The 16,038-nt window shown below is 63.8% G+C and carries 17 protein-coding genes; 14 read left to right on the top strand and 3 right to left on the bottom strand.

All coding sequences use genetic code 11. The annotated features are described in order from the left end of the window. Nucleotides 1-15: 15 nt before the first annotated feature. The 9 genes from glyA (at nt 16) to IVA95_RS09160 (ending at nt 8,588) form a co-directional block, all read left to right on the top strand. Complete coding sequence (gene glyA, locus IVA95_RS09120) at nt 16-1,323, top strand: serine hydroxymethyltransferase (RefSeq protein ID WP_247510207.1); 1,308 nt, start codon at nt 16-18, stop codon at nt 1,321-1,323. Nucleotides 1,324-1,353: 30 nt separating this feature from the next. Continuing rightward, a complete protein-coding gene (gene nrdR / locus IVA95_RS09125) occupies nt 1,354-1,836 on the top strand; it encodes a transcriptional regulator NrdR (RefSeq protein ID WP_171581976.1) in 483 nt (160 codons plus the stop codon). Further along, a complete protein-coding gene (gene ribD / locus IVA95_RS09130) occupies nt 1,833-2,984 on the top strand; it encodes a bifunctional diaminohydroxyphosphoribosylaminopyrimidine deaminase/5-amino-6-(5-phosphoribosylamino)uracil reductase RibD (protein ID WP_247510208.1) in 1,152 nt (383 codons plus the stop codon). Before nrdR ends, ribD begins: the two co-directional genes overlap by 4 nt. After that, entirely contained in the window at nt 2,984-3,592 is a 609-nt protein-coding gene (locus tag IVA95_RS09135; protein WP_247510209.1) for a riboflavin synthase, read from the top strand. Before ribD ends, IVA95_RS09135 begins: the two co-directional genes overlap by 1 nt. 160 nt (nt 3,593-3,752) lie before the next feature. Beyond that, on the top strand, nt 3,753-4,244 hold the full coding sequence (ribH, locus tag IVA95_RS09140; RefSeq protein ID WP_213255539.1) for a 6,7-dimethyl-8-ribityllumazine synthase: 492 nt from the start codon (nt 3,753-3,755) through the stop codon (nt 4,242-4,244). Between the two features lie 2 nt (nt 4,245-4,246). After that, the gene (gene nusB / locus IVA95_RS09145) at nt 4,247-4,738 is read left to right on the top strand and encodes a transcription antitermination factor NusB (protein ID WP_247510210.1); all 492 of its coding nucleotides are present in this window, start codon (nt 4,247-4,249) and stop codon (nt 4,736-4,738) included. After that, nucleotides 4,731-5,723: a thiamine-phosphate kinase gene (gene thiL, locus IVA95_RS09150; RefSeq protein WP_247510211.1), complete on the top strand. Its 993-nt coding sequence runs from the start codon at nt 4,731-4,733 to the stop codon at nt 5,721-5,723. Before nusB ends, thiL begins: the two co-directional genes overlap by 8 nt. 209 nt (nt 5,724-5,932) lie before the next feature. Further along, nucleotides 5,933-6,142 (top strand): cold-shock protein, encoded by a 210-nt coding sequence (locus IVA95_RS09155; RefSeq protein WP_028345703.1) that lies wholly within the window; start codon nt 5,933-5,935, stop codon nt 6,140-6,142. 325 nt (nt 6,143-6,467) lie between these two features. Then, the gene (locus IVA95_RS09160) at nt 6,468-8,588 is read left to right on the top strand and encodes a sodium-translocating pyrophosphatase (protein WP_247510212.1); all 2,121 of its coding nucleotides are present in this window, start codon (nt 6,468-6,470) and stop codon (nt 8,586-8,588) included. A 54-nt stretch (nt 8,589-8,642) separates the two neighbouring features. Here IVA95_RS09160 and IVA95_RS09165 read toward each other — a convergent pair whose 3' ends face one another. Continuing rightward, on the bottom strand, nt 8,643-10,178 hold the full coding sequence (locus IVA95_RS09165; protein WP_247510213.1) for a winged helix-turn-helix domain-containing protein: 1,536 nt from the start codon (nt 10,176-10,178) through the stop codon (nt 8,643-8,645). A gap of 130 nt (nt 10,179-10,308) precedes the next feature. Between IVA95_RS09165 and IVA95_RS09170 the strand changes: the two genes are divergently transcribed. Further along, the gene (locus IVA95_RS09170) at nt 10,309-10,746 is read left to right on the top strand and encodes a cupin domain-containing protein (protein ID WP_247510243.1); all 438 of its coding nucleotides are present in this window, start codon (nt 10,309-10,311) and stop codon (nt 10,744-10,746) included. Nucleotides 10,747-10,851: 105 nt separating this feature from the next. On the opposite strand, the gene IVA95_RS09175 is transcribed toward IVA95_RS09170, so the two are convergent. After that, entirely contained in the window at nt 10,852-11,856 is a 1,005-nt protein-coding gene (locus IVA95_RS09175; protein ID WP_213255529.1) for a tripartite tricarboxylate transporter substrate binding protein, read from the bottom strand. Nucleotides 11,857-11,981: 125 nt separating this feature from the next. After that, complete coding sequence (bamE, locus tag IVA95_RS09180) at nt 11,982-12,458, bottom strand: outer membrane protein assembly factor BamE (protein ID WP_247510214.1); 477 nt, start codon at nt 12,456-12,458, stop codon at nt 11,982-11,984. A gap of 116 nt (nt 12,459-12,574) precedes the next feature. On the opposite strand from bamE, the gene IVA95_RS09185 reads away from it, so the two are divergent. The 4 genes from IVA95_RS09185 to IVA95_RS09200 all read left to right on the top strand — a co-directional run bounded on the left by IVA95_RS09185 (nt 12,575) and on the right by IVA95_RS09200 (nt 16,029). Then, nucleotides 12,575-13,126 carry a ubiquinol-cytochrome C chaperone family protein gene (locus IVA95_RS09185; protein ID WP_247510215.1) on the top strand — a complete coding sequence of 184 codons (552 nt, stop codon included), beginning with the start codon at nt 12,575-12,577 and terminating at the stop codon, nt 13,124-13,126. Continuing rightward, complete coding sequence (locus IVA95_RS09190) at nt 13,123-13,707, top strand: DUF177 domain-containing protein (protein ID WP_247510216.1); 585 nt, start codon at nt 13,123-13,125, stop codon at nt 13,705-13,707. Before IVA95_RS09185 ends, IVA95_RS09190 begins: the two co-directional genes overlap by 4 nt. Nucleotides 13,708-14,008: 301 nt before the next feature. Continuing rightward, complete coding sequence (plsX, locus tag IVA95_RS09195) at nt 14,009-15,055, top strand: phosphate acyltransferase PlsX (protein WP_247510217.1); 1,047 nt, start codon at nt 14,009-14,011, stop codon at nt 15,053-15,055. Next, nucleotides 15,052-16,029: a beta-ketoacyl-ACP synthase III gene (locus IVA95_RS09200; RefSeq protein ID WP_247510218.1), complete on the top strand. Its 978-nt coding sequence runs from the start codon at nt 15,052-15,054 to the stop codon at nt 16,027-16,029. Before plsX ends, IVA95_RS09200 begins: the two co-directional genes overlap by 4 nt. Nucleotides 16,030-16,038 lie beyond the last annotated feature (9 nt).

Consider the following 16,038-nt stretch of genomic DNA (forward strand, 5'->3'; position numbering starts at 1 on the left):
GGAGATATTTCGCCAATGACCTCATCGCCCTCCAGCGCCAAGACCGCCTCCGCGCCCGACTCGTTCTTCACGGCCACGCTCGCGGAGGCCGACCCGGAAATCGCTGCCGCGATCAAGGGCGAACTCGGCCGTCAGCGGCACGAGATCGAGCTGATCGCCTCGGAAAACATCGTCAGCCGGGCCGTGCTGGAAGCGCAGGGTTCGGTGATGACCAACAAATACGCGGAAGGTTATCCGGGCGCGCGTTACTATGGCGGTTGCGAATGGGTCGACGTCGCCGAGACGCTGGCGATCGAGCGCGCCAAGAAACTGTTCGGCGCGCAGTTTGCCAACGTGCAGCCGAACTCCGGCAGCCAGATGAACCAGGCGGCGTTTCTGGCGCTGCTGCAGCCGGGCGACACCTTTATGGGGCTCGACCTCGCTGCCGGTGGCCATCTCACCCATGGTTCACCCGTGAACATGTCCGGCAAATGGTTCAAGGCCGCGCATTACACGGTGCGGCGCGACGACCAAATCATCGACATGGACGAGGTGGCGAAGCAGGCTGAGCAGGTCCGCCCCAAGCTGATCATCGCAGGCGGATCGGCCTATTCGCGCGCCTGGGACTTCAAGCGCTTCCGCGAGATCGCTGACAGCGTCGGCGCCTATCTCCTGGTCGACATGGCGCATTTCGCCGGCCTCGTTGCCGGCGGCGTCCATGCCTCGCCGGTGCCGCACGCCCACGTCACCACCACGACGACGCACAAATCGCTGCGCGGCCCGCGCGGCGGCCTGATCCTCTGCAACGACGAGGCGCTCGCCAAGAAGCTGAATTCGGCGATCTTCCCGGGCCTGCAGGGCGGCCCGCTGATGCATGTCATCGCCGCCAAGGCGGTGGCGTTCGGCGAGGCGCTGCGTCCGGACTTCAAGGTCTACGCGAAGAACGTGGTCGAGAATGCCAAGGCGCTGGCGGAAACGCTGCGCGGCCATGGCCTCGACATCGTCTCCGGCGGCACCGACAACCACCTGATGCTGGTCGACCTCCGGCCCAAAGGCCTGAAGGGCAACGCGTCCGAGAAGGCGCTGGTGCGCGCCGCGATCACCTGCAACAAGAACGGCATTCCGTTCGACCCCGAAAAGCCGTTCGTCACCTCGGGCCTGCGTCTCGGCACGCCGGCGGCGACCACGCGCGGCTTCGGCGTGGCCGAATTCAAGCAGGTCGGCGGCATGATCGCCGAAGTGCTCAACGCGCTGGCGCAATCGGCTGACGGCAAGGCGCCGCTGGTCGAAGCCGCGATCAAGGAACGCGTGAAGGCACTCACCGACCGCTTCCCGATCTATTAGTAAGGTCTCGCTAATCAAAGGTCCCGTTGGATGCGTTGTCCCAGCTGCAACAGTCTCGATACGCAGGTGAAGGATTCGCGTCCGACTGAGGATTCGGCTGTGATCCGGCGGCGGCGGGTGTGCATCGCCTGCAACTTCCGTTTCACCACCTTCGAGCGGGTGCAGTTGCGCGAACTGACCGTGATCAAGCGCAACGGCCGCCGCGTGCCGTTCGACCGCGACAAGCTGGTGCGCTCGCTGCAAATCAGTCTGCGTAAACGCCCGGTCGATCCTGAAAGGGTCGAGAAGATGGTGTCGGCGATCGTGCGCGAGCTCGAAAGCGGCGGCGAGGCGGAAGTGTCCTCAGAGGCAATCGGCGAGATCGTGATGGAGCATCTGCGCCAGCTCGACGATGTCGCCTATGTGCGCTTCGCCTCCGTCTACCGCAACTTCCGCGAGGCCAAGGATTTTGAGGCCGTGCTCGGCGAGCTCTCAGGCGAGGACGAAGCGCGGATCGCCACGTTGCGCAAATGATCTTCCGCATCCTGGAAGACCAGTACGGGCAGAAGATTAGGGAGTCCAAAGCGGCGGACCAGCGCTTCATGCAGCTTGCGCTGTCGCTCGGCCGGCGGGGATTGGGGCGCACTTGGCCGAATCCGGCGGTTGGCGCGGTCGTGGTGAAAGACGGCGTCATCGTCGGGCGCGGCTGGACGCAACCGGGCGGGCGGCCTCATGCCGAGCCGGAGGCGCTAAAGCGTGCCGGCGAGGCGGCGCGGGGCGCGACGATATATGTCACGCTGGAGCCCTGTTCGCATTTCGGCAAATCGCCGCCTTGCGTCGATGCCGTGATCGCTTCCGGCATTGCGCGCGTGGTGTCAGCGATCGAGGATCCGAATCCGGAGGTGGCCGGGCAGGGGCATGCAAAACTCCGCGCGGCCGGGATCGCGGTCGATGTCGGGCTCGGCGCTCAGGAAGCCGCGCGCGATCACGCCGGCCATTTTCGCCGCATCCGCAACAAGCGCCCGCATGTGATCCTGAAACTCGCGGTTTCCGCAGACGACAAGATCGCTGCCGCCGGCCACAAGCCTGTTGCGATTACGGGCGAGGGCGCGAAGACGCGGGTGCATCTGCTGCGCGCGCAATGCGACGCCATCCTGGTCGGGATCGGCACCGTGCTGGCGGACGATCCGCATCTGACCTGCCGCCTGCCGGGCATGGAAGCGCGGTCGCCGGTGCGGGTGGTGCTGGATCGTGCGCTGCGGCTACCCGGCACCAGCAAGCTCGTTCAGTCCGCGCGGCAGACGCCGCTCTGGGTGATGACCTCGGATTTTGCCGAGGCGCCGGCGGCCGTGAAACTCGGCGCGGCCGGCGCGCAGGTGATGCGCGTTGCCGCTACCGCGCAGCCGCCGTGGCTGGATCTATCAGCGGTGCTGCACGCGCTGTCCGACAAGGGCATCACAAGGCTGATGGTGGAGGGCGGATCGCGTGTAGCGTCATCCTTCGTCGCGAGCGGCCTGGTTGATGAAATCTGGCTGCTGCGCGGCCCTGATAAGGTAGGCGCTGACGGCATTCCTGCGCTGGACGCATTGCCGCTGTCGACTCTCACCGGGTCGTCCGCGTTCAAGACACGTGCTAGCGAACCACTCGGTAAAGATATCCTGACTGTTTACGAGCCCGCCTAATGTTCACCGGAATTGTCACCGACATCGGCGAAATTGTCGCCTTGACGCCAACGGCGCAGGGGCAGTTGCACCGCATGCGAATCGCCTGCCGCTACGATCAGACGACCATTGCCGACGGCGCCTCGATTGCCTGCAACGGCGTCTGCCTGACGGTGGTGGCTTCCGGCGTCGAAGGCGGCAAGACCTGGTTCGACGTCGATGCCGCCGCCGAGACGCTCGGCATGACCACGGCAAAGCATTGGACCAAAGGAACCAGACTCAATCTGGAGCGGGCGCTGAAGATCGGCGACGAACTCGGCGGTCATATCGTTGCCGGCCACGCCGACGGCATCGCCACCATCGTCCGGCGCGACGATCTGCCCGATATGGCCCGGTTTGAACTGCGCACCACGCGCGAGCTGGCCCGTTTCATCGCCGCCAAAGGTTCGGTGACGCTGGATGGCGTGTCGCTGACGGTGAATACGGTCGAGGATGTCACATTTTCGGTGCTGATTATCCCGCACACGCTCAGCGTCACCACGCTTGGCGGCTGGGCAGCAGGCAGCGAGGTCAACATCGAGGTCGATCTGATGGCGCGCTATGCGGCGCGGCTGTCGGAAATGAAGTGACAGGGTGGCATACGGCGCTTAAAACGCCGGCCCAACCCCTCGTGGTGAGGAGGCGCACTTGCGCCGTCTCGAACCATGAGGCCCGGCAGTAACCCCCCTTCGAGACGCGGCCAGGAGGCCGCTCCTCAGGATGAGGATCGAGCAAGACGGAAGATAGTTGATGGCAGACGCACGGCGCGCACCGCTGAAGGACCAGACCGACATCACAGGCGCGCGCGCACTGATCGTCGAGGCGCGGTTTTATGATGACATCCAGGACGCGCTGCTGGAAGGCGCCGTCGCCGAATTGAAGGCTGCCGGCGTGACGCATGACGTCATCACTGTGCCCGGCGCCTTGGAGATTCCGGCCGCGATCGCGATCGCGCTCGATGCCGCCGACCGCAACGGCAAGCCCTATGACGCGGCGATTGCGCTCGGCTGTGTGGTGCGCGGCGACACCATCCATTTCGAGATCGTCTCGATCGAATCCTCCCGCGCCCTGATGGACCTTGCGGTCGCGCGAAAGGTTCCGCTCGGCAACGGCATCATTACCGTCAATACCGAGGCGCAGGCCTGGGCGAGGGCGCGCGCCAGCGAGTTGAACAAGGGCGGCGACGCCGCGCGCGCGGCGCTGGCGATGCTGCGGATCAAACGCCGGCTGGCAAAGGCTTAACGATGGCAGAGAAGAAGTCCGCCAAAGTTCCCGACAAGAAAGCCAACCGCCGTGGCGCGGCGCGGCTCGCCGCCGTGCAGGCGCTGTATCAGATGGACATCGCGGGGGCGGGCATCAACGACATCTTCGCCGAGTTCGAAAGCCACTGGCTTGGCAATGAGGTCGAGGGCGAGAAATACTTGCCGGCGGAAGCGGCGTTTTTCCGCGACGTGGTGTCGGGCGTAGTCCGCGACCAGGCGAGGCTCGATCCTCTGATCGACGACGCGCTGCAGAAGGGCTGGCCGTTGAAGCGGATCGACGCGATCTTGCGCGCGGTGCTGCGCGCCGGCTCCTACGAGCTCGAGCATCGCAAGGACGTGCCGGGCCGGGTGGTCGTATCCGAATATGTCGACGTCGCGCACGCCTTCGTCGAAAAGGACGAGACCGGGATGGTGAACGCCGTACTCGACCAGATCGCGCGCCAGTTCCGCGCCGACGAGTTCACGCGTGGCTAGCGGCAAACCAGTGTCCGGCGAGGACTGGCTGATCGCGCGCTATTTCCGGCCGCTTGCAACCGACCCCGGCGCCTTCCGTCTCGACGACGACGCTGCGGCGCTCAAGCCGTCCGGCGATGACATCGTGGTGACGACGGATACCATTGTCGAGGGCGTGCATTTCCTGCCCGATGATCCTCCCGATGCGGTCGCACGTAAGGCACTGCGAGTGAACCTCAGCGATCTCGCCGCGAAGGGCGCGACGCCGGCCGGCTTCGTGCTGACGTTGGCGTTGCGCAGCGCGGATGAGGCCTGGCTAAAGCCGTTCGCCGCGGCGCTGGGCGAGGACATCAGGCAGTTCGCATGTCCGCTGCTCGGCGGCGATACGGTGTCGACACCGGGGCCGCTGATGGTCTCGGTGAGCGCATTCGGCCGCGTGCCGTCGGGCAAAATGGTCCATCGCAGCGGCGCCAAACCCGGCGAGCGCGTGATGGTGACAGGCACGATCGGCGATGCCACGCTGGGGCTGGCCATCCTCCGCGGCGGGAAAGTGCATGCCGCCGCCGATACAGCCGCGCGGGAGATGCTGGTCGGGCGCTATCGCGTCCCGCAGCCGCGCGTAGCGATGGCCGAGATCGTCCGCGAATACGCCAGTGCTTCAATGGATATATCGGATGGCTTGGCGGGCGATCTGGCAAAGCTCTGCAGCGTGTCGGGCGTATCCGCTGTGGTTGATCTGGAGCGGGTGCCGTTGTCCGGCGCAGCGCGGGGGTTGGTGTCGCGCAGCATTGTCGGACTGGAGACATTGATCACCGGTGGCGACGACTACGAAATCCTCTGCACGATTCCGGAAGAGCGTGTTGAAGCCTTCGAAGCTGCCGCGCAGCGCGCAGGGGTTGCGCCTAGTTCCATCGGAACGATCGTCGCGGGAAGTTCAGTTCCGAAGTTCGTCGACAAAGAGGGCAATGAAATCGCGCTGGAACGGCTATCCTACAGCCATTTTTGAAGGCGTCGCATCATGCCGTCGGCTTTATTTCCGGCCGGCCATTGCAATTTCGCTGAAAACCTATAGGTTGTGGCGCATTCGATTAGCGCCGTGCCTGTTTGAACGCGCTCCTTAAGGGGCTTCTTCCAGAGACATCGTCGAGATTGGATTTTTGAATCTGCGCGATCGCCGCGTGGAATGAAAAGCCTATGTGCTTTGGAGAAGAGAAAATGGCTACAGGAACGGTGAAGTGGTTCAACGGTCAAAAGGGTTTCGGTTTCATTGAGCCGAGCGATGGCAGCAAGGATGTGTTCGTGCACATCTCCGCCGTCGAGCGCGCCGGCCTTGGCGGGCTGGCCGAAGGTCAGAAGGTTCAGTTCGAACTCAAGACCGACAAGATGCGGGGCAAGGTAAGCGCGGAAAACCTGTCGCTGGTCTAAGGCCTCGAAACGGTCGTTTCACGGATGTACTGGAATGGCTAGTGAGCCCGCTCGATCCCTCCCGGGGTTGAGCGGGCTCTTGTATTTGGGACGGGCCTAATGCCCGATGCCCCGGGCGCCAGTTGGCTGGACGTATTCCGGGTGATTCCTTTCAGAAATCGACGGTTTTCGTCCTCCGCGACATTGCGCCGGAGGGGCGATTTTGGCATGGTCCCGCCCGATTTGAGGCCGCCCTTCTGGGCAGGGAAGGCCTCCTTTTTATGCGTCCGCCGCGACCGCGGCGACGGCGCGGGGGTGGAACGAACAAAAAACTGAGGCAAATTCAATGACAGCATTGTGGGTGATTGTGCTCTGCGGAGCGCTTTCGATTGTCTACGCCATCTGGGCCACATCTTCCGTTCTGAAATCGGACGCCGGCAATCCGCGAATGCAGGAAATCGCAGCGGCGGTTGCCGAGGGCGCGCAGGCCTATCTGCGCCGCCAGTACATGACGATCGCGATGGTCGGCGTCGTGATTTTCGCGCTGCTCGCCTACTTCCTCGGCATGCTGGTTGCGATCGGCTTCCTGATCGGCGCGGTGCTGTCGGGCGCCGCCGGCTTCATCGGCATGAACGTCTCGGTTCGCGCCAACGTGCGCACCGCGCAGGCGGCGACCACTTCGCTGGCCGGCGGCCTCGAACTGGCCTTCAAGGCGGGTGCGATCACCGGTCTTCTGGTGGCGGGTCTGGCGTTGCTCGGCGTCACCATCTACTTCGCCTATCTCACGCAGTTCATGGGCCTGAAGGCCAACGACCGTGTCGTGGTTGACGCGCTGGTCGCGCTCGGCTTCGGCGCCTCACTGATCTCGATCTTCGCCCGTCTCGGCGGCGGCATCTTCACCAAGGGCGCCGACGTCGGCGGCGACCTGGTCGGCAAGGTCGAAGCCGGTATTCCGGAGGATGATCCGCGCAACCCAGCGACCATCGCCGATAACGTCGGCGACAACGTCGGCGACTGCGCCGGCATGGCGGCCGACCTGTTCGAGACCTATGCGGTGACCGCGGTCGCCACCATGGTGCTGGCTGCGATCTTCTTCGCGACTTCGCCGCTGTTGGTGCCGATGATGACGCTGCCGCTCGCCATCGGCGGCGTCTGCATCATCACGTCGATCATCGGCACCTTCTTCGTCAAGCTCGGCGCCAGCCAGTCGATCATGGGGGCGCTGTACAAGGGCCTGATCGCGACCGGCGTGCTGTCGCTGCTCGGCGTCGCAGCCGTCATCCACTGGCTGATCGGTTTCGGCGAACTGGCGGGCGTGAAGTACACGGGCCTGGCGCTGTTCCAATGCGGGGTCGTCGGCCTCGCCGTCACCGGCCTGATCATCTGGATCACCGAATACTATACCGGTACCGATTATCGCCCGGTGAAGTCGATCGCGTCGTCCTCGGTCACCGGTCATGGCACCAACGTGATCCAGGGTCTGGCGATCTCGATGGAATCGACCGCGATGCCCGCGATCGTGATCATCGCCGGCATCCTCATCACCTATAGCCTTGCCGGCCTGTTCGGCATCGCGATTGCGACCACGACGATGCTCGCGCTGGCCGGCATGATCGTGGCCCTCGACGCTTTCGGTCCGGTCACCGACAACGCCGGCGGCATCGCCGAAATGGCCGGCCTTCCGAAGGAAGTCCGCAAGTCGACCGACGCGCTGGATGCGGTCGGCAACACCACCAAGGCGGTCACCAAGGGCTACGCGATCGGCTCCGCCGGTCTCGGCGCGCTGGTGCTGTTCGCGGCCTACAATGAAGATCTCAAGTTCTTCATCGCCAACTCTGCCAAGCATCCGTATTTCCAGGGTGTGCTGCCCGACTTCTCGCTCAACAACCCTTACGTGGTGGTCGGCCTGCTGTTCGGCGGCCTGCTGCCGTATCTGTTCGGTGCAATGGGCATGACCGCGGTCGGCCGTGCGGCCGGCGCGATCGTCGAGGAAGTGCGGCGTCAGTTCCGCGAGAAGCCCGGCATCATGCAGGGCACCGACAAGCCGGATTACGGCAAGGCGGTCGATCTGCTCACCAAGGCTGCGATCAAGGAAATGATCATTCCGTCGCTGCTGCCGGTGCTGTCGCCGATCTTCGTCTACTTCGCGATCTACGCGATCGCGGGCGGCGGCGCGGCCGGCAAGTCGGCGGCGTTCTCCGCGGTCGGCGCCATGCTGCTCGGCGTGATCGTCACCGGCCTGTTCGTGGCGATCTCGATGACCTCGGGCGGCGGCGCCTGGGACAACGCCAAGAAGTACATCGAGGACGGCCATTTCGGCGGCAAGGGATCGGACGCCCACAAGGCCGCCGTGACCGGTGACACCGTCGGCGATCCCTACAAGGATACGGCGGGTCCCGCCGTCAACCCGATGATCAAGATCACCAATATCGTGGCGCTGTTGCTGCTGGCCATCCTGGCGCACTGAGCAGCGACAAGCTTGTCGAAAAAGAAAACCCCGCGGTGCGAGCCGCGGGGTTTTTCATGCGCGAGCCCGGTCGAGCATCTGCGATATCTGCTCGTCCCATTCTGGATGCAGTTGCTTTAGCGGCGCGAGGAAATGACTCTCGGGCCCTGTCAACTCGTTCATGCGGCTTGCGCAGCGGCGTGCATCGTCCACCTTGCCGAGCGCGACATGGCAGCACGCGAGCGTTTCCAGTGTCGGACGAAACGTCGGGCGAATGGCGAGCACCGTGTTGGCGGTCGCAAGGGCGCGCTCGGCTTCTCCGGCGAGAAGCTGTGCATAGGCGAGCAGATTGTACCAGGTGAGATTCTGCGGATCGTTCGGATTTAACGCCAGGCCATGCTCAAGCGGTTCGATTGCCTCTCGTGCCAGGCCCGCGAACAGACGGGCCAGGCCGAGAACCAGATGCCCCAATGCGAAGCTTGAGCTCAATGCGATCGCTTTCTCGGCTGCCGATACAGCTACCAGCGGCGCATTGCTGTATGCGTTCGCAATGGCGAAGGCGTAGTGCGCATAGGGATCTCTCGGATCGAGTGCTATCGCGTGCGCCGCGGCATCCACGCCTTCCTTGCTGTCCGCGCCGGGCGCGTCGCTCCAGCCGTACGCGATTATCCCGGCGCTGACGCGCCCGAGCCAGATGTGGGATTCCGGCAAGTCCGGGTCGATTGTACAAGCTTGGCGAAAGAGCGCCCGCGCCGCCAGGTGGCCGTCGCGGGTGACCTTGTGGAAATGCCACATTCCCCGACGCACCAGGTCCCACGCGGTCATGTTGCCGGTATGCCGCATGGCCGCAACGTAGGATTCGCTTTTGAGAAGCTCGGGCTCGATCGCACCCGCTACCCGCTCGGCGATCTCGTCCTGGATCGCAAAGACATCCGCCATCTCGAGATCGTAGCGCTCCGCCCATACATTGCTGCCGTCGCTCGCGTCGATGAACTGAGCCGTAATGCGCAGCCGAAGGGCGGATTGGCGAACGCTTCCCTGCAACACGTAACGTGCGCCAAGCTCGCGAGCGGCTTCCAGCACATCAATCTGCTTACCCTTGAAAATAAAGGCAGCACCGCGCGCGATGACTCGGAACCAGCGAAACCGCGATAGCGCCGTGATGATATCTTCGGTCAGCCCATCGGCGAGATATTCCTTGTCGGCTTCGCCAATGATGCCGAAAGGCAGAACCGCAATAGAGGGGCGCGACTGGGCATTGCTCTCAGCGCGCTGCGGTGTGGCGCTCTGCGCCCGAGAAGCGACCGGCCCGGCAAACCGGTAGCCGACACGCGGGACGGTCGTGATCCATTCGGAGCCATCCTTCGCGGTGCCGAGCAGCTTGCGCAGCGCCGCGATCTGGACTGACAGATTGCTTTCCTCCACGCCGACGCCAGGCCAGGCAGCGTCCATCAGGCTCGCTTTGTCGAGGATTTTGCCGGGCGACTGCAGGAAAGCTTGCAGCAGGAGGCGGCCCTTTTGGCCGACCGCGACCGGTCGGCCGTCCCGCGACAGCATTCCGCGATCCAGATCAAGCATGAACGGGCCAAAGGTGAAGGGCGCGCTGGGCATGCGGCGAGCTTACCGGGCTTTGGAAGAATTTGGAATTTTTCGGACCAATCTTTGAGACTCCGGCCCTCCAGACAAGTGATCTTGCGCATGTTGGGTAAAAACCCGAACCGGAGAGATGAAAATGAGCAACATGATCGTACGGGAACGGCACGGCGTGGACTCGGGAGCTGGCGGGAAGGGGTTCGTCGTGAAGGGAAGTGCCGGCTACCGCGCCGAGCAGGGTTCTGACTATCAGCCGGGGATCAGCGCGGAGACCGTCGGCTCGAAAATGATCTGGCTCGGCATCATTACACTGCCGGCCGGCCGACGCACCAAAGCCCATGTCCACGAGCATCATGAGACGGCGCTTTACATGATGAGCGGGGACGAGCTGGAGATCTGGACCGGCGACCAGCTACAGCACTGTGAAAAGGTGCATCTTGGTGACTACATCTACATTCCGGCGGGCGTCCTCCACGTTGCGGTCAATCGCGCCGCCACGCCGTCGGTTTTCGTGGGATCACGCAACGAGGCGACTGCGCGGGAGAGCGTGGTGATGCGGCCGGAGATGGACGAGCGGGTGCCGTGAGTGGCTGCTGGCGATCCTGGCGCACTGAGTGCGGCGAGAGGCTGATCGAAAAAGAACCCCGCGGTGCGAGCCGCGGGGTTTTGATTTGGATGAGACGTCTGGCGCTCAGCCCGCGTCCATCTGCAGACCTTCGCGCTTGATGATGTCGCCGAACTTCGTCGTCTCCGCCTGGAGGAAGTCGGAATACTGCTGCGGCGTCCCATAATCGGTGCGTGCGCCGATCTTGGCCATCTGGTCCTTGATGTCATCGCGCTCCAGGAAGACCTTGATCTCCTTGTTGAGCGCGTCGAGGACAGGGGCGGGCACACTCTTCGGCAGGAAAATGCCGAACCAGGATGAGACGTCGAATTTTGCAAGCTCCGGTGCGCTCTCACGCATGGTGGGGACGTTGGGCGCCAGCGCGGCACGCTCCGGCGTAGTCACCGCCAGAGCATTGAGCTTGCCGTCCAGAACCTGCGGCAGCGTCGGATAGAGATTGTCGAACAGGATCTGGATATCGCCGGCAAGCGCCGCCTGCAGCGCCGGGCCGGCGCCGCGGAACGGCACATGGACCATCTTCAGGCCGGTCAATTGCAGGAACCAAGCACCGGTGAGGTGCGGGCTCTGTCCGACGCCGGACGAGGCATAGGTGAGCTTGTCCGGATTGGCCTTGATATAGGCGATCAGTTCTCCGATCGACTTGATGCCGGTCGACGGATGGGCCGACACGATATTTGGAATCCGGATCAAGTTGGAAACCGGCTGCAACTGATCCGCCTTGTAGGGCATGTTGCGGAAGATGCTGTAGGCGATCGCGTTGGGGCCGGGATTGCCAACGAGGATGGTATGTCCGTCCCCCTTGCTGCGCACGGCTTCGGCGGTGCCGATGGTGCCGCCGCCGCCGGAACGGTTTTCCACGACCGCGGACTGGCCCCACGCCTTCTGCAGATGTGCGGCCAGCAACCTCCCCATCACGTCGGTGGTGCCGCCTGGTGCCGCCGGCACGATGAGGCGCACGGTCTCGGTCGGCCGCCAGTCGGAGCCGAAGCTTGAGCGCGGCAAGATCGCTGCCGCTGAAACGGCTGCAGCTCCGGTCAAAACGCGGCGTCGAGAAATAGCTTTAATCTTCACAAGTTCACTCCCTGCTGAATCATTGTTTGCAGGAAAGCGTAGGCAGCGCGCATGCAGAGAGCAAGCGGGCGACTTGGCGCATGATTTCCGCGCCACGGAACAGAGTGAATCAGAACTGATCGGCTCTAATTAAAGCTGAGCAACTTGAACAGCGGCGTCAGGTAGCTGAGCTCCTGGCCGGACGTCGGCGTGGTGCGGCTGATGAAGTCGAAGATCTTGCCGTCCTGTAATCCGTAATTGGCGAGCCGCGTCACCTGGCGATTCTTGTCGAAATAGATCGCGATCACGCGCTGGTCGACGACCTGCTGGTTCATGAACGCGACTTTGCGCTCGGAGCGCTGCGAGATGTAATAAAACACCTCGCCGTTCAAGGTCGCGACCGTCGATGGCGTTCCCATCACGATCAGCACCTGGTCCTGGCTGGCGCCGATCGGAATCTGCTCCAGCGCGTTGGGCGGCAGGATATAGCCCTTCTGGAACTGCTCGCCGGTGCATCCGGCGAGCGCGGCGCAGACCAGTGCGACGGCTGCGGCGGCGCGAAAACCGCGCTGGCGTGCGGTCAGGCGGCGCGGCGAGGATACGCGGGCGCTCAGGTGGCTCATTTCGGTCATCTCAGGAATTCGCCCGTCCTCTTGCATCGCGCGGTGGGTTGACGTACCGGGCAGCACGCTGGATTGCAACATGCGCGGCCCGGGAGGGCTCGCAGACGGAACCCACAATGCTTTGGCCGTTCAATCACTTCAGGAAACCCCGGACGCCGCTGCGCGGCACCATCGAGGCCATCTATGGCATGATCGTGACGCAGGCGCGAGAACCGTTGTTTTACCGGGACTTTGGGGTTCCGGACACGGTTAACGGCCGTTTTGACCTGCTTCTGGTGCATTTGTGGCTGGTCTTGCGGCGGCTGAAATCGGTCGAGGGGGGAGCGGCCCTGTCGCAGGGGCTGTTCGACCATTTTTGCAACGATATGGACGATAATCTGCGCGAGATGGGGGTCGGAGACCTCACGGTGCCGAAGCGCATGCAGGCCTTCGCCGAAGCCTTCTATGGCCGGACCGCGGCCTATGACCTGGCGCTGACCGAAGGCCGCGAGGCACTGGCGCAGGCGATGTGCAAGAATATCCTGAACGGCGAGAACATCGAAAAGGCCCGACTGCTTGCCGCCTACGCCGAGGCGGCAATGGCAGGTCTCGACAGCCTCGACGAGGCGACCTTGGTGAGCGGCTGGGGCAAGTTTCCCTCGCCGGAGAAAGCAGGCGCGCAGCGATGAGCAAGACCGGCACAGAGAAGCCCGACCCGTGGCCTGTTCCCGTTGCGGTGGCGCAGATCCCCGAGACGGGCCTCCATCGCGACATCGAGGCCGATCAGGCCGTCCGCAAGGCCGTGGCCGACACGGGCGACTTGCGCGCGGTACTATCGGTGCAGGCTTCCTTCGATGTGACGCCAAAGAGCGGCGGCCGCTTCCATGTCGCCGGCCATGTGCGGGCACGGATCGGGCAGACCTGCGTGGTGACGCTGGAAGAGATCGAGAACGAGATCGACGAGCCGATCGACCTGATATTCGCTCCGGCCGAGCAGATCCCGCAGATGGCCGCGCTGGTCGATGACGCCGAGCAGAGCGACGAGGAAACACCCGATCCGCCTGAGCCGATCGAGAATGGCATGATTGATCTCGGCAGGGTCGCCACCGATGCCTTGTATCTCGCGGTCGATCCATATCCGCGCAAGCCCGGCGCCGTATTTGAGCCGATGGTTGAAGCCGCCGATCCCGAGGATCACCCATTCGCGGCACTCAAGGCGTTGAAGCCAGCACCGAAGAAATCCGGCACCAGGAAGCCCAAAGGCAAGTAGCCGGCGGTTAAAGTAGTCTACGAAGCCGCATTCGGTTTGAGGTAGCTGCGCCGTCTCGCTAGGACTCCTCAATAAGGCATTGAATTATCTTAATATATTTCTTATTCTTGCCTTCGGGCCACACCGGTTCGCTTTCGCCAAAAGACGGTGGTCAAGAGGTTGTGTCGGGCCGGGGACACGCTATTGTCGCGGCCCGGCGGAGGCGCGGTGTTGCGTTTCGCCGAGCACCGCCTAACGGTGCCATTCCAGTGTGCGGCCGAGCTCTACGAGGGTCGCAAGAGATCAGGTTTCCGGGACGTTCATGCCGCAAAAGGTTCGAATCGCGCTTGACGCCATGGGCGGCGATGTCGGCGCATCGGTCGTCATTCCCGGCGCAGCAATTTCTTTGAAGCGGCATCCCGACAGCGAATTCCTGCTCTGCGGCGACAGCAAGCAGATCGACGAACAGCTCGCCAAGTACCCGGCCCTGAAAAAAGCGTCGCGCGTGATCCACACCGACGTCACCGTGAGCATGCACGACAAGCCGAGCCAGGCGCTGCGGCGCGGCCGCAAGACGTCCTCGATGTGGCTTGCGATTGATGCGGTGAAGAGAGGTGACGCCGACGTCGCGGTCTCCGCGGGCAATACCGGCGCGCTGATGGCGATGGCGCGTTTCCATTTGCACACCATGCAAGGGATCGATCGTCCGGCCATTGCCGGCGTGTGGCCGACGGCGCGCGGCGATTCCGTCGTGCTCGACCTCGGTGCCACGATCGGCGGCGATGCGCACCATCTCGTGGCGCTGGCAGTGATGGGCAGCGCAATGGCGAGCGTGCTGTTGAACCGGGAACGGCCGACTGTCGGCCTCCTGAACATCGGGGTCGAGGAGATCAAGGGCCACGAGGAAATCCGCGAGGCCGCCGAGCTGCTGCGCGCGTCGCAGCTCAATTATATCGGCTTCGTCGAGGGCGACGGGATCGGCCAGGGCGCGGCCGATGTGATCGTGTCGGAAGGTTTTAGCGGCAACATCGCGTTGAAGGCCGCGGAGGGGACTGCGCGCCAGATGGCGGACTTCCTGCGCCAGGCCATGACCAGCAGTTGGCTGTCCCGGATCGGCTACCTTTTCGCCCGCAGCGCGTTCAAGGCGCTGCGGGACAAGCTCGATCCGAACAAATCCAATGGCGGTGTGCTGCTCGGCCTGAAAGGCGTGGTTGTCAAAAGCCATGGCGGAATCTCCGCCGAAGGCTTTGCCTACGCAGTCGATGTTGGCTATGAGATGGTCCGCTGCGATCTCCTCACCAAGATCAATCAGATGATGAAGAGCGACGGCAGTGCGCTGGCACCGACCGCGCAGGAGGCTGTCTCGTGACTGCGAAACGTTCGGTGGTGCTGGGCTGCGGCTCTTACCTGCCGCAGAAGGTGCTGACCAATGCCGAACTGGCGGCCCGAATCGATACTTCGGATGAGTGGATCGTGCAGCGTACCGGCATTCGGGAGCGCCACATCGCGGCCGAAGGCGAGTTCACCTCGCATCTGGCGATCAACGCTGCGCGCGCGGCGCTGGAACATGCCGGTCTCGACGCCCAGGCGATCGACCTGATCGTGCTCGCGACCTCGACGCCGGACAACACCTTTCCGGCCACCGCGGTTGCAGTCCAGAACGGGCTCGGTATCCATCATGGCGCCGCCTTCGATCTGCAGGCGGTGTGTTCCGGCTTCGTCTTCGCGCTCGCCACCGCCGACAATTTCCTCCGCTCCGGCGCCTACAAGCGCGCGCTGGTGATCGGTGCGGAGACGTTTTCGCGCATTCTCGACTGGAACGACCGCGGCACTTGTGTGCTGTTCGGCGACGGTGCCGGCGCGGTCGTGCTGGAGGCGCAGGACCAGCCGGGTTTGCCTTCCGATCGCGGCGTGCTCACGACCCATCTGCGCTCGGACGGCCGGCACCAGTCGAAGCTGTTTGTGGACGGCGGCCCGTCTACGACGCAGACCGTCGGCCATCTCCGGATGGAGGGCCGCGAAGTGTTCAAGCATGCGGTCGGCATGATCACGGACGTGATCGTGGACGCCTTCAATGCGACCGGGACGACGGCCGAGGACATCGACTGGTTCATCCCGCATCAGGCCAACAAGCGAATCATCGATGCTTCGGCGCATAAGCTTCATATTGCGCCGCAAAAGGTGGTGCTGACCGTCGACTTGCACGGCAATACGTCGGCTGGGTCGATCCCGCTGGCGCTTGCGGTTGCCGTCAAGGACGGGCGGGTAAAGAAGGGCGATCTGGTGCTGTTCGAGGCCATGGGGGGCGGATTCACCTGGGGTTCCGCGCTTGTGCGCTGGTAGACGCAGCGC

It is taken from the genome of Bradyrhizobium sp. 157, from assembly GCF_023073815.1.
Classification (GTDB): domain Bacteria; phylum Pseudomonadota; class Alphaproteobacteria; order Rhizobiales; family Xanthobacteraceae; genus Bradyrhizobium.